At 48.5% G+C, this 14,419-nt stretch carries 8 protein-coding genes and 1 pseudogene; 4 read left to right on the forward strand and 5 right to left on the reverse strand.

Annotated elements, in window-relative coordinates; all coding sequences use genetic code 11:
* Positions 1-383: 383 nt before the first annotated feature.
* On the reverse strand, positions 384-2,036 hold the full coding sequence (locus WG89_RS03675) for a GMC family oxidoreductase (RefSeq protein ID WP_062261403.1): 1,653 nt from the start codon (positions 2,034-2,036) through the stop codon (positions 384-386).
* A 210-nt stretch (positions 2,037-2,246) separates the two neighbouring features.
* Here WG89_RS03675 and WG89_RS03685 point away from each other — a divergent pair.
* Positions 2,247-3,629: pseudogene (locus WG89_RS03685) on the forward strand (APC family permease).
* A 173-nt stretch (positions 3,630-3,802) separates the two neighbouring features.
* A complete protein-coding gene (locus WG89_RS03690; protein WP_062261412.1) occupies positions 3,803-4,441 on the forward strand; it encodes a DUF2726 domain-containing protein in 639 nt (212 codons plus the stop codon).
* A 123-nt stretch (positions 4,442-4,564) separates the two neighbouring features.
* Here the strand turns inward: WG89_RS03690 and glgB are convergent, their stop codons facing one another.
* The 3 genes from glgB to WG89_RS03705 form a co-directional block, all read right to left on the reverse strand.
* The gene (gene glgB / locus WG89_RS03695) at positions 4,565-6,784 is read right to left on the reverse strand and encodes a 1,4-alpha-glucan branching protein GlgB (RefSeq protein ID WP_079253636.1); all 2,220 of its coding nucleotides are present in this window, start codon (positions 6,782-6,784) and stop codon (positions 4,565-4,567) included.
* Positions 6,785-6,874: 90 nt separating this feature from the next.
* Positions 6,875-8,512: a phosphoglucomutase (alpha-D-glucose-1,6-bisphosphate-dependent) gene (pgm, locus tag WG89_RS03700; protein ID WP_062261418.1), complete on the reverse strand. Its 1,638-nt coding sequence runs from the start codon at positions 8,510-8,512 to the stop codon at positions 6,875-6,877.
* 198 nt (positions 8,513-8,710) lie between these two features.
* A complete protein-coding gene (locus WG89_RS03705; RefSeq protein WP_062261422.1) occupies positions 8,711-10,129 on the reverse strand; it encodes a hypothetical protein in 1,419 nt (472 codons plus the stop codon).
* A gap of 133 nt (positions 10,130-10,262) precedes the next feature.
* Here WG89_RS03705 and WG89_RS03710 point away from each other — a divergent pair, with 133 nt between their 5' ends.
* Both WG89_RS03710 and WG89_RS03715 read left to right on the forward strand, forming a co-directional pair.
* Entirely contained in the window at positions 10,263-11,552 is a 1,290-nt protein-coding gene (locus tag WG89_RS03710; RefSeq protein WP_172806701.1) for an MFS transporter, read from the forward strand.
* A 55-nt stretch (positions 11,553-11,607) separates the two neighbouring features.
* Positions 11,608-13,089 (forward strand): hypothetical protein, encoded by a 1,482-nt coding sequence (locus tag WG89_RS03715; protein WP_062261426.1) that lies wholly within the window; start codon positions 11,608-11,610, stop codon positions 13,087-13,089.
* Positions 13,090-13,116: 27 nt separating this feature from the next.
* Here the strand turns inward: WG89_RS03715 and WG89_RS03720 are convergent, their stop codons facing one another.
* Positions 13,117-14,418, reverse strand: a complete 1,302-nt coding sequence (locus WG89_RS03720) for a DUF4785 domain-containing protein (protein WP_062261429.1) — start codon at positions 14,416-14,418, stop codon at positions 13,117-13,119.
* Position 14,419 lies beyond the last annotated feature (1 nt).

A 14,419-nucleotide genomic window follows, 5' to 3' on the forward strand; every position in this document is an offset into this window, starting at 1 on the left:
CCTCAATCTGTGTTTACAGTAAGCGGCATATCTTCGGAAGGCTTTACGAGACTGATTTGAGAGCCGCTTTTCGCTATGGGAATAAGCCCCTTTAAAGGGACACGCTGGTTTTCACAGTCTTTTTTGAGGCTGTATAAAACATGCACACCTTGTTAAAAGTGTTTTCTCACTTCTCTCAATCAGAGCCCGGCTTAAACTGTGGCTTTCGTAAATGACGTGTATTGGCTGAATACCGCTATCTCAATGGCCAGTCTGGCGGATTAAATCATTGGGGCAGGAAATGCTGCATTTTGATAAGTGCCACCCGTGTCACTCATCAAAATGCATTGTTTCTTCCTGTATGCAACATGCTCGCTGCATACAGGAATAATGATTTGAATCTGTCAGACTGCCATCTCCTCCTGTTGATGGCTACTCACTGAACTTCTTTCACTGATTAGATCATCCAGAATCATATCCGCAGCTTTCTCTCCAATCATAATGGCGGGCGCATTGGTATTGCCGCTGATCACAGTAGGCATCACTGAAGCATCGACCACTCTCAAACCTTCAACCCCTCTCACCCTTAATCTTGAGTCGACTACAGCACTGTCATCATTGCCCATCTTGCAGGTACCGACAGGATGATAAATATGATTGGCATTCTCCCGGGAATACGACTCCAGCTCCTCATCTGTCAGAACTTCAGCACCGGGAAGATATTCCTCTCCGGCAAACCGGGAAAGTTCCGGCGAACGAATAATCTCCCTGACTCGTCTAATGCCTCGTACAAGACAGTCCATATCTGATTGCTTTTCAAGCAAATTGAGCTCTATAGCTGGGGAATCTGCAGGAGAAGAGCTATTCAAAGATACACGCCCACGGCTTTCTGGTCTTAGTACACAGACATGGATGCTGAATCCATACTGAAAGTTGCGCGACAATTTACGACCATGATCTTCCATGGCAGCCGGGATGAAATGAAGTTGAAGATCTGGCGTTTTCATTTCAGGACTGGACTTTATGAAGCCACCGGACTCAGCGAGACTACTGGCCAGGAAACCTTCCCGTTTGTGAATGTATCGGGCCACATCCCGAACGCATCGGGCCAGCCCCAACGGTCGACCCAAAGCAACAGATGACGATGTTTTATCTTCTACCACCACCAGGACATCAGGATGTTCCTGAAGGTTCTCACCCACACCGGACAATGAATGCAGACACTCAATGCCATGGGGTTCCAGCTTCTCGCGGCTACCAATGCCCGAGAGCATTAAAATCTGGGGAGAACCAAATGTGCCCGCCGACAAAACCACTTCTTTTCGGGCAAAGAGTTTTCTTCGGGTTACTCCCCGAACCACTTCAACCCCTACTGCCTTCTTTCCATCCAGAATCACCCTGGCTGTTTGACTGTTCGTCATAACCATCAAATTGGGTCTTGTCATCACAGGGTGGAGATAAGCGGCTGCGCTACTGCAACGTCGTCCTTCTTTCTGGGTAACCTGGTACCAACCGACCCCTTCCTGGTCGGGGCCATTGAAATCGTTATTGTTTTTTTCGCCGGCTTCAACAGCTCCCTGAATAAAAGCAGCACTCAGTTTTTGCCGGCTCCGTGGATCAGCAACATTCAGGGGACCGTTCACGCCATGGAAATCACAGGCTCCTCGTTCCTGATGTTGTGCCTTTTTGAAATAGGGAAGCACCTCGTCAAAAGACCAGCCTTCATTTCCCATCTCAGCCCAACGATCATAATCCTGCTTCTGCCCCCTCACATAGAGCATGGCATTGATGGAACTGCTGCCACCTAAGGTTTTTCCCCTGGGACAATAAATATCACGATCGTTCATGGTGGACTGCGACCGGGCGTCCAGTTTCCAGTTATAGCTACCGTGCTGCATGGTGACGACTGCTCCAGCTGGCGTATAAACAAAGGCGGACTTGTCACTCCCTCCAGCCTCTAACAGACAGACTTGATGATCCGGATTCTCAGACAGGCGGTTGGCCAGAACACAGCCTGCAGAGCCACCTCCCACTATGATGTAGTCGAACTCTGTCATATAAAACTCTTTTTATTATTTTAATTTTTGCAGCTCATGACTGCTTATGTCAGGTACGGATAAACTCTCTTAAGGGATCAGGCAATGACCCATCCAAGTGTTCTCCAACTCTTCTGATACCAGAGTATGATCCATTTGGGTAGTCTGATTGGCACACCTTTTTATCCTTTCCTATCCTTATCCGAGCCTGATCTGAGTGGAGCTTTACATTTGCAGCAACGCCTCGGCCCCCTGCACCTTACCCTGTTTACAGTCTGTGCCATTACCACTTTGGATACCCTGACAGCAGTGGCTGCCATTGGCCCCTCGGCCCTTTTCTGGTGGCCAGTGATTCTGGTTGGGTTTGTGCTGCCCTATGGTCTGGTGACCTCTGAGCTGGCCACGGCCTGGCCGGAAGACGGCGGTATCTCTTACTGGATAAGGAGAGCATTTGGCCAAAGCTGGGGCGTCAGAGCCTGTTAAATCTATTGGCTGTCCAACAGCCCCTTATGGATGTCTTCTCTTTACATTCTTTCTGCCGGGGTACTGGTTTCTCTGGTATTTCCGGGAAGTGGCCACTGGCTGGTTGCTCTGATCAGCATAATAATGATCTGGCTAACGGTATTGACCACCAACCGCAGGCTTCACATCTGTAAATGGGTACCCAGTCTGGGATCGGTCATCAAGGTCTTCATTGTCATCACTATGGCTCTTCTTTCCTGGCAGATTTATCAGAAAAGTGGTTCTGCCAATGAACTCTCGTTCCAAAGCATTGTCCCGTTTCCAGAGACATTGAACAGCAGTGTTAAATTCCTGCCCGCCATGGTGTTTAACCTGCTGGGATTTGAATTGATGTCCGGACTGTCACGGGATACGGCCAACCCACAACGGGACTTGCCCATCGCTATTTTCTGGTCAGCCATCATCATTTCCGTGTTCTATCTACTGGGCTCACTGGCCATGCTGGTGGCTATTCCCGCTTCGGATGTGAAACTGACGGGAGGCATGGTTGAACTCTTCCAGATACTGCTTGGAGACAATCAGCTGGCCACTGCTCTGCTGTATATCATTATGTCTCTGGTCATTCTGACTTTACTGGCAGACGGTGTGTCCTGGAGTCTTGGAGCCTGCCGTATGGCAAGAGCTGCAGCCGAGAAAGGAGAGTTTCCGGCACTATTAGCCCATAGTAATGGCAACAATGCGCCCGCAGGGGCCACCGTTCTCTCCGGTTGTCTGGCAACCATTATCGTTGTCACTTACGCGCTGATGACCACGTCCAGTGACGAACTCTTCTGGGAAGTCTTTTCCTTCAGTGTGCTGTTTATGCTGATGCCCTACATTCTCTTGTTTTTGGCTTTTCTGAAGTTGAGATCTTCTGCCGCCATTCACCCGAGACCATTCAAGGTGGCAGGTCCCCATTGGCTCCTGTATCTCATCTGCGGACTGGGTATTACCTTTGTTCTCTGGGCGATGAGTATTCTTTTGATGCCCAATGGCAATCTGAGTGATCTGCTTAGACCTACAGGACTGATCACGCTGACAGGCTCAACAGTGATGATACTGGTTATTGAAAGTCTGCTGAGAAGCCAGCTTCAGCCGAGAACAATGCCATGACAATAATTTTCACTGGCAGACTGTTACAACTGTGTCACAATACGCGCCCAGTGAAGCTAAAAGTAAAAGCCCGGCTCGGGTCTAAACTTAAAAAAACAATGTCTGACACTCGTCAGACCATTGGAAAGATTGAAAAGAGCTGGCTTTTCGAAGAACAAGTATAAGGTGGAGCAGTGAGTCTGGATCATCCTCTGATAATTCCCATAGCAGCGGCAATACTGACAGTGGTTCTGGCCCTGGCTATCTGGTTCCGGTTGAGAAGCCAGAGTATTGAGTGCCGTGACCCGCTGTTTTCACCTGAGTACCGGGCTTTTCTGGGTCAGCTTGATATGGCCGTGCGGAGCCACCTCAGTGTTTTTCCAAGAATGCCTGTGACTGAAGTACTTCAGGGTTCCGGCCATCTCAGTAAATTCAAAAACCACTGTTTTGATTTTGTGATCTGCCACCGCCGGGAAATGGATGTTCTCTGTGTGATTCAACTGGATCTGCCCGGCAGAAAAGGTCCCGGTAATGATCAGCTCAGGGAGCTGTGCCATAAAGCCGGTGTTTCTATCCTGGAATACGATAGAAAACCTTATCGCGATGTACCCAGCTTGAAAAAAGAGGTCTTCGCAGCTTGCGGTATTAATGAATTAGAGCCACCCGCTCAACTTCAGGACAACACCCAGAGCAAAGCAGAAAATTCAGACTCTGAATGCCCAAAATGCCATTCAACCATGAAACTGACCCATATAAAAAAGGGTCAGCATGCTGGCAGAGATTGCTGGATCTGTAACAGCTACCCTGACTGCAAAGGAGCCCGGCTGGTTTGAATCAACACCCGCTCGGGCTGAGCCTGTCGAAGCCCAATACCACCACCCTTCGACAAGCTCAGGATGAACGGTATCCGCGTGTAAATTGGGCAGTTATTTCGAGACAAATCCATAGGAGCTGTCTTACTCTTCAGGCTTAAGAATAACGGCCGCAAGAGGAGGCAGGTCAACCTTAATACTCTGGGCAAAGCCATGATGAGCTTCATTTAATGAGCTAATGCCCCTGCCCGGAGATACACCACTGCCACCCAACTCTTTGGCATCCGTGTTCAGCAGGACTTTATATTTCCCTTTAACAGGTACACCCAACAGGTATTCATGTCGAACTGCCGGTGTCATGTTTAACACGGTGATAACAGGTCTTTGCTCCTTATCAAATCGAGCATAGGCCAGAACACTCTGATCCTGATCGTCTGAAACCAACCACTGGAAACCCGCTTCTGAACAATCCAGCTCGTACAATTCAGTCTGGGTCTGATACAGCTTGTTCAGCTTTCGAGTCAACTTCTGAATGCCTGCGTTCAACGAATCAGAGTCATCAATCAACGGCCAATCCAGTGACTTGTGATGATTCCATTCATTCCAGGTACCAAACTCTCCGCCCATAAACAGCAGTTTTTTACCGGGGTGGGTGAACATGAAGGTGAGATAAGTACGCAGGTTGGCAAACTTTTGCCATTCATCACCCGGCATGCGAGTCAGCAGGGTTCCTTTGCCGTAAACCACTTCATCATGGGACAGTGAAAGCACAAAGTTCTCACTCCATGCATACACAGTGCTGAATGTGATCTTGCCATGATGATGCTTGCGGTGAACCGTCTCTTCTTTCATGTACTCCAGAGAGTCATGCATCCACCCCATATTCCACTTGTAGCCAAAGCCCAGTCCATTGTCGTGCACAGGTCTGGAAACACCAGGAAAACTGGTCGACTCTTCTGCAATGGTCATGGCCGTCGGGAAGCGTTGGTAAATGGTCTCGTTCAGTCTTCTCAGGAAAGCAATGGCTTCAAGGTTTTCATTCCCGCCATGAACATTTGGCTCCCACTCACCTTCATTCCTTGAGTAATCCAGATAGAGCATGGAAGCAACAGCATCGACTCGAAGCCCATCAATATGAAATTCATCCAGCCAATAAAGAGCACTGCTGATCAGGAAATCCTGAACCCAGGGACGCCCAAAGTCGTAGATGCAGGTTTTCCAGTCCGGGTGCCAGCCTCTTTTCGGGTCCGGGTGTTCGTAAATCGAAGTACCATCAAACTTCGCCAGACCATGTTCGTCGTTCGGGAAATGGGCTGGCACCCAGTCCAGAATCACCCCAATGCCGGCCTGGTGGCATCGATCAACAAAATATTTGAAATCATCCGGGCTGCCATAACGACTGGTAGGTGCAAACATACCGATGGTCTGATAACCCCAGGACTCATAGAGTGGATGCTCTGAAACAGGCATCAGTTCTATGTGAGTGAACCCCATTTTTTTGACATAGGGAATCAGCTTTTTCGCCAACGTCTTATAATCCAGAGGTTCATTGTCAGAAGTTCTCTGCCACGACCCCGGATGGACTTCATACACTGACATTGGCTTGTCGTATAACTGGCCCCTCGATTCCAACCAGCTTTCATCCTTCCAGCGGTATGTTTTTTCATCATGGACTATGGAAGCCAGCCCCGGCCATTGCTCAGCATAACGACCAAAGGGATCCGCTTTCAGTGGCAAACTATTGCCCCGGGCATCATGAATTTCATACTTGTAAAGAGTCCCCTCATCCAGCTCAGGTACAAACAAGCGCCAGATGCCATCATCGGCACTGGCCATAGGATGGATGCGTCCATCCCACTGATTGAAGTCTCCTACCAGACTGACAGACCGTGCATTGGGAGCATAAACCCTGAACAACACGCCACGGACATGCCGACGAGTATTAAAACTGTGCTGCAGGAGGTGTGCCCCCTGATGACGGTAGAGAGCATCATAATCCATGCCCTCTTCTCTCATTACATATTCACCAAACTGATAGGGATCAAAAATCCTATGAGACTGACCACCCTCTGTAAAAACAGTAAGCTGATAATTAAAACGTTTTCTACGACGAGGAAAGGATAACTCAAATAGACCTGAGCCGGCCTTGACCATGGAACCCAATAACTTGCCCGAAGGGTACTCGGAAACATCGATCCGAAGAGCATCAGGACGCCAGGCTCTGAGTATCAGCCCCCTGCCAGCAGGATTATCCTGTAAACCCAGAAAACTAAAGGGAATAGCACAATGCGCATGCAGCAGTTCCTGCTCACGATCATACTCAAACCCCGACATAACAGACGATGGTTGAACAGCGATGGTCATAAGTATCAGATTTTAGATTTATAAAGCAGATGATTTCTCCCTTTCCCATACAACAGAGAAAGGGAGTTCCGGAAAGATCAGATAAGGCTTTTAGCCAGCAGCAAACACCTCTGAAACCATTGCTTTGGCTTCTTCCTGAATTTGCTTGAGATGATCAATACCCACAAAGCTTTCAGTATAGATTTTATAGACAGCTTCCGTGCCAGAAGGTCTTGCGGCAAACCAGCCTTTTTCAGTCACGACCTTCAGACCACCGATAGCAGCACCATTGGCTGGTGCATGGGTCAATTTAGCCGTTATGGGATCACCCGCCAGAGTATCGGCTTTGACCATAGAAGGGTTCATACCTGACAGAACTTTCTTCTGTTCATCAGAAGCGGTTGCCTGCAGTCGTTCATAGACAGGAGAACCATACTTCTCTGTCAGCTCCTGATAGTGTTCACCAGGATCTTTGCCCGTCACCGCAGTAATTTCAGCGGCCAGCAGAGCCAGAATAAAGCCATCCTTATCGGTGCACCAGGTTGATCCGTCTCGACGCAGGAAGGCAGCACCCGCACTTTCTTCGCCGCCAAAAGCCAGTTCGCCAGAAGCCAGCCCGTCGACAAACCATTTGAAGCCCACCGGCACCTCAGCCACTTCTCTGCCCAAACCTTTGGCAACATGATCAATCATGGCGCTGGAGACAAGAGTCTTGCCAATCCTGGCGTTGGCGGGCCAATCCGTACGATGGCTGTATAGATAATTGATCGCTACCGCCAGATAGTGATTGGGATTCAATAGTCCATGCTTGCGGGTCACAATACCGTGGCGATCAAAATCAGGGTCGTTACCAAAAGCAATATCGTACCGGTCTTTCAGTTCGATCAGTCCGGCCATGGCATAGGCAGAAGAACAATCCATACGAATCTTGCCGTCTTTATCGACGTGCATGAATGAGAAAGTAGGGTCTACTTTTTTACTGACCAGCTCTATGTCCAGGCCATAACGCTTGGCTATAGGTTCCCAGTAGTGCAGGCCAGAACCACCCAAGGGATCAACACCGATCTTGATACCAGCCTTGCGAATGGCTTCCATATCGATGACATTTTCCAGATCATCCACATAGGGTGTGATGTAGTCATATTCAGTGATAAACCCTGAAGCCAGCGCTTCATTAAACGACAACTGTTTAACACCTTCCAGACCTTGAGCAATTAACTGGTTGGCCCTGTCCTGAACCCAATTAGTCACATCGGTACCCGCCGGACCACCATGGGGAGGGTTGTACTTAAAGCCGCCATCCTCCGGGGGATTATGAGACGGTGTAATAACCACGCCATCCGCCAGTTCCTGATGATCCCGGTTATAGCAAACAATGGCATGGGAAATGACAGGCGTCGGAGTATATCCCCGGCCTTCCTGAATACGAGTATGCACCCCATTGGCAGCCAGCACCTGAACCGCGCTGATCAATGCTGGTTCAGAAAGGGCATGGGTATCCATGCCAACAAACATAGGGCCGGTAATCCCGTTTTCCTGACGGTATTCACAAATGGCCTGGGTCACGGCAACGATATGAGCTTCGTTGAATGTTGCTTTGAAAGAGGTGCCTCTATGCCCGGATGTACCAAATTGAACGCGCTGGGAAGGATTGGAGGGGTCGGGCTGAATGGCGTAATAATCACTAACCAGACGGGGAATATTGGTCAGCATGTCATCTGTTGCAACTTTACCGGCTTGAGGGTGCATGGGTAATTCCTGAATAAATAACACTGAAGCGATATGCAATAATCGCTCCAGATCAGAATACTGTAGGCTTACGTTAACCGTCCTGATATACGATCACAGTATCGGAATACCACTATTATACTCTGCTGACGAATGGCCAGAAATGCCTTATCGCTGTTTCCACTCCCTTCTTAACAATGAAAAGCTTTACAGAGGTGATCAATCGTAAAGATCATCGTCGTCATCGTCCCCCACAGGAGTCTGCTTCTCTTCTTCCTGCTCTGGCCAGGGAGGCCTTTCGTTTTTCTCCCAGGCTTCATTAACCTTCTTTAACCAATCCGCTTTCGTCTCTTTTGATAACAATGAAAATTTGGAGCTCAGGTTTAGACCAGTGTCGTACTGATCTTTCCTTTTTTCAGCCTCTTCCAGTGCAACTCTGCAGCGGATATCCACAGGTTCATAATCACTGGAAACTTGCCTGACTAATTGTTCATCCGTCACATGCTTTTCCAGCAACTCTCTCAAAAAAACCACTATCGGTTTCTGGTAGAACACTTTCAAGTAGTAGCAACAGCTTTCCAGACTGCTGAAACTATCTTTTTTGTAGGGTACTTTTTCAGCGGTTTTTCGAGCATTTTCTACAGCTTTTATTAACAATGGCCAGATTTTATCGACCAATGTTTTCAGACCGCACTGGTAAGAAAAACTTCCAACATCCTTTCGATCCGCGAATCTGCTGCACTCAGCCCCCAAGGCATCGAAGTATTCACCAAGGTATACTTTCGCGAGTAAATCACTGCACAAAAGTCTGGCTATTTTGCCTCGACACTGGTCAAGGAACGCCGGTTTTACCTCGGATTTTTCTGCCCAGAACAACAACACCAGAAGCTCAACAGCTGATTCCAGCTCTCCCATTCTTTGTTCAAAAAAAGCTTCCACATTAAAGTCAGAATCTTGTTCATCAGGTATATCCAACTCTCTCTCCAGCTGCTGGACAGTGCGACACCTGACTGGGCAATAGTGCACTTCAAACAGCCACTCTCTGACTTGAGATTTAACAGACTGAACCTGGATATAGTTGAGTGCATTTTCAGAAGGAATGTCCTGCTGAATGGTCTCGCAAGCCCCTAGATACTGGTAGAAGCTCCGTTCAATGGCCTGCTTCATTTGCAACTCATCCTCTGTAAATTCATAGAGGCTCTGTTGATCCATAGTTCTTAAAAAGTGCAAACTGGCAGCTCTGTTCATAGCTTCCCTGAGAACGGGGGCAGCATCTTCCTCACCCTCATCCACATATCGATGATAGGCCTCTACCAAGCACTTATTATTCAATGCTTCGATCACCTCAAGACTATCGACTGAGCTTGTTTTCATCTTCTCTTCAATATCAGGAAATTCAGCATCAAGAGCATGGGAAAAATCATAAGGGTTGGAGCTTTGGATGAACCTGCTTCTTACAGATGCATCAACCTTGCTTAACGAATCAATAAGCTGGGGAGTTGTCAGATGCGAAGGAATCGTCTTCAGGGTTCTGGATGCAAAAGTCAGAGGCCCTGCTTTTTTAATCCTGGGCTGATCCTGTTTCACCAGACAGCCTGGTAACGGCTGATTTTGAACAGCCTGAGAACGTGATTCCATACAGAGCCTCCTGCTCATTCGTTATACTTCTTAGTTCCATCTAAATTGGACGGCCAAGAGCTGATTTAGTTCCTTCATTCCAGCCCACATGAACTACCCTTTCGATCGAAATCAAGACTTTGGCAGAGCTCGAATGCAGACCCAGCCAGCAGAACCGATCAATATCAAGCTGATCTCCATTGTCAGCCTCGGCAGCGCCCTGGAAGTCTATGACTTCATGATTTATGCCCTGATGACCCCCTACATCAGCAAACTCTTCTTTCCGACCCATGAATTAAATGAAAGCCTGATGCTGACCTTTGCCACCTTTGCCATCGGCTACGTATCCAGACCACTGGGAGGGATTTTGTTCGGACATCAGGGCGACCGGAAAGGCCGAAAAAAACCTTTCACCTTTACCATCCTTCTCATGGCGCTCTCCACCCTGCTGATTGGCTTTTTGCCCACTTATCAACAAATCGGTTACCTGGCTCCCGCTTTATTAATGGCACTGAGACTGATTCAGGGGATTTCCATGGGTGGGGAAACAGGTGGAGCACTGACCTATATCAGTGAACACTTTCCGGACAAAATCGGCATCGCTAATGCTTCAGTAATATCAGGAATGTGCTCTGGACTATTGCTGGGATACTGCGTCCACAGCTTGCTGATGATTTTTCTTGGTTATGACGGTCTGATGGCAGACGGCTGGAGAATAGCATTCTGGCTTGGAGCCCTACTGGGCATTATTGGCTATGTCATACGCCGCCGTTTCCAGGAAACACTGCTTTTTCAAAAAATGCTGGCCTCTCAAAGAATTTCCAGTGTGCCTTTGTTATCTGTATTGAGGCACCATAAACGTCAGGTGATTTGTGGTGCTTTGGCCATTATTACCCACAGCACCACCATTATACTCCTGCAGGTTTTTCTTCCTTCCTGGCTACAGCTCCATCATGAAGAAACCGCGACTTCGCTGCACTCCACAGTACTGGCTGCATTCATTGTTCTCGCTGTGCTGGTGTTTGGCCTGCTCTATGATCGAAGCCACCCTAAAACCATGCTGAAAGCAGCAGCTGCCTGCCACCTGTTTGCGGGACTTCCCTGGTACTGGCTGGTGATCAACCAGCCCTCTCTGAATGCCCTGACGCTTCCTATATTCTCCCTGCTGGTTGGCTTAATGGCGGCTACGCAGATCCCCATTGTTTCCGAACTGTTTCCCACCAGAGTGCGCTACACGGGCATAGCTCTGAGCTATAACCTCGGATTTATAGCCGGAGGGGTTACGCCATTACTTTCTACCTGGCTGATTGATATTTCAGGAAAAACCTGGATGCCCGGTATCCTGCTTACGCTGGGAGGGCTTGCCTCTATTGCAGTGCTCACTCTTTATAGTCAGTCGTCAACTCAAGGTCAGGCCAGTACCAATATGACGGCCACCGAATAAGCCTTTCCAGAATGGCTATTCTTACTTTAACAGTCAGAGTCACGGATGACCCGCCATGTCAGGAGATATCACAGGCCCTGCCGGACATCAGAGCCACCACTTACCCGAGTCTCAACCTCAGGAGTCGGGAAAAGCCACTGAATCCAGCCATCAGTACAGAAAAGTATCCCCTCTGGAAGCCAAACCTACGGATGGTCTGCACTCATCCAGTATGAGTCCACAAGCCAATGCTTCCCGAGGGAAAAAGAAAAGTGATGTCTCTGGGCTGAAAGTCATCATCCAAAAGGCAGACAGTGTTGGCGAGCTGGCAAGACTGAAGGGGAAGATCACCAGCCTGAAGCCGGAGCGTCAGGCAGCTCTGTCAGAATCCTACTCACACAAAATGGAACAGCTGATCTCCTCAGAGCTGAGTGAAGCCCAATCCCCCTCAGAGCTATTAAGCCTGTCCAATGCAATCAGCGATCACCTTTCCAACCCCAGGGCAAGAAGACGACTGCATCAGTCTTTATTTACCGATCATCTCAGAGGTCAGAAAGAGTCTTTGATAAACCAGTGCAATGATCCTGACCAGAGAGCTGACCTGGAACAGTTACTGGAATCTCTACTCGAAAAGTCGACCTTGAAAGCCCATCACAAAGAGATTGAAAGCTTACTGGAACACCTGGCAGACCTTCCTGATATTCAGGATGATACGATGGATGAAGTCTATCGGGTGTATCAACAGCAAGTGGAGCAGGAGCACGCTGAAGATACACTTGAAATGACAGAGCCAGAGCATTCCCCCTCATATAATATGGCTCGTATCCAAATGCAGAATCAGGCTACATATCCGTTTACTCACACTCTGGAGCACCTGAAAGAACTCACCTATCCAGATCCATTCTGTCGCAGTGCCCTCAAGTTTATGGAGCAGTGCTCGGCAAAAGCATCGGACAGCAACCCCGATGATCTCAATCTCTCTTTGTTAAGAGACCTCCAGAAATGGATCGATACGGTTGTAGAAAATCCAAAAGCTCATTCTAATCTCCAGGCCAAACTGCTGGATGCCTCGGTGGAAATATTGGATAACCAATTAGTCCATACACGCAAAGCAGGTGCAAAACTGGACGTTAGAGATCAGTTTGAAAAAATCCTGCAAGACTCAACCTTACCTCTGGATGAAACACTTCCTATCTACCAGGATGCATGCCAGCTGGTTAGCCAGCACTCTGGCAAACCAGCTCCATCATGGCATCAGGAATTCACTGAGCTGCAAAGTGGCCATGGAAGTCTATTGACGTTTGCCTCTCTGCTGGATTCCGCTTCCAATGGAACTGAACAGCAAGATCTGCTGACAGCATTTGTTGAAGATAAAATGTCTTCTTACAACCAGCTACAGGCTGTCCGGGCAGAAATAGAAGAAAGAGATGAGCCAGATTCGATAATTGACTTGTCAGAACTTTGGGGGCTGGCTGACAGGGAAACAGAACACCTTAAAGCATTGAATGGCTGGACTCTGGAGCAAATACAGCAATGTGAGCAATGGTTGAATGCCTGACGGACTGACCCGTCAGGCATGTACATTTCAGATTTCCGCCTGACGGTGAAGAACCCCTAACTGGCTCTGATCTATAAGCTCAAAAGACTTCAAAGCAAAAGGCGCTTTCAAACCGCTTTTCTCAAGAATCTTCTGATCCAGCTTCAAGGCCACCTGCTGCAAACCCGGAGTTAACCAGTAGGCGGAGTGACTTCTCATAATGGAACGCATCTCTCCATTCTCATCCGTTCCAAAAAGTGTTCCTCTCAATTCATAACGACCTTCAGAGGTTACGTTGATCATACTGTCCGCCAGCTTATCGCCATCCATAACCAGCTGAATGTCTTCAAGATGGGCAGTGGGGGTCGCAACAGAGAAAGCAATTTTCCCACTCCGTCTTAGCTGATTGTTTCCTTCAGCAGCGTAAGCATCGATGTACAGCTCATGCAATTCTCCAGGTCGAGTACTGCCAAACCCTGAAGGCATATCAATCTGCCATTGTCCCTTCTTGCCAGCTGAAAGCTTAACCGAGCGGGTTTCACCATCCGGGCTAACGACATAGGCCAGATAATCTGCGCCAGATACTGTTCGATTCCGATCTTTCATCTGAGCCCCAAATGTAATGGCTTCACCGGATAACAGGGATAGCCTGGGGGCCGACATATGGAGTTTTTTCTGGCTGCCCTTCTCTTTGATATTAATCAGGTACTGATCAGAGTCCCGAAGGCTCTGACGCGATCTCATTTTGAAACGCCCTGTCCCTATTGAAGCATTGAGCTTCATAGCACCTGAACGTTGAAAAATAGTGTCTGATGCCAATTGGGCTTCATTAATCATATTCTGTTTGGCCGCCCGCATAGGCTGGACTTCACCCTCTCTGAAAATCTCCAGCTGATCTGGGTTAATGGCATTGGCACGACGACTGTTTTGCGCTCTCGAAACGGACGACAGACCCGGCTGCTTGCCCATTAAACCTGGCTGAAGAGAGGGCAAGCCCGTCTGATTCCCCCCCAAACTCTGTCCTGAGTCAGGCAATGTTAAGGAAGAAAACCTCACCAGAGGCTCTGGAGCAGTGATATCCAGATCCACCCCTCTCTTGAGTTCAGCTCCCGAAGCTTGAAACCAGTACTCGTTACTTTCCAAGGCTACAGCTGCTGTTTGATGATTACGCCAAACCTCACCGGTTTCAGCAAAACTGATATGAATAGGCTGATGTTCACGGGTTATGCTGGGAGCATCCCTGTGCTGCATGGGCACCGACATACTGTTCACTTCAAACTCGTCTGCGGTCAGGCTTCCCACGCTCATTAAGCTGATAGAGATCAGGCCTGCAATCATTGTTTTTTTCATG

The sequence above is a fragment of the Endozoicomonas arenosclerae genome (genome assembly GCF_001562015.1).
GTDB classification, from domain to species: Bacteria; Pseudomonadota; Gammaproteobacteria; order Pseudomonadales; family Endozoicomonadaceae; genus Endozoicomonas_A; species Endozoicomonas_A arenosclerae.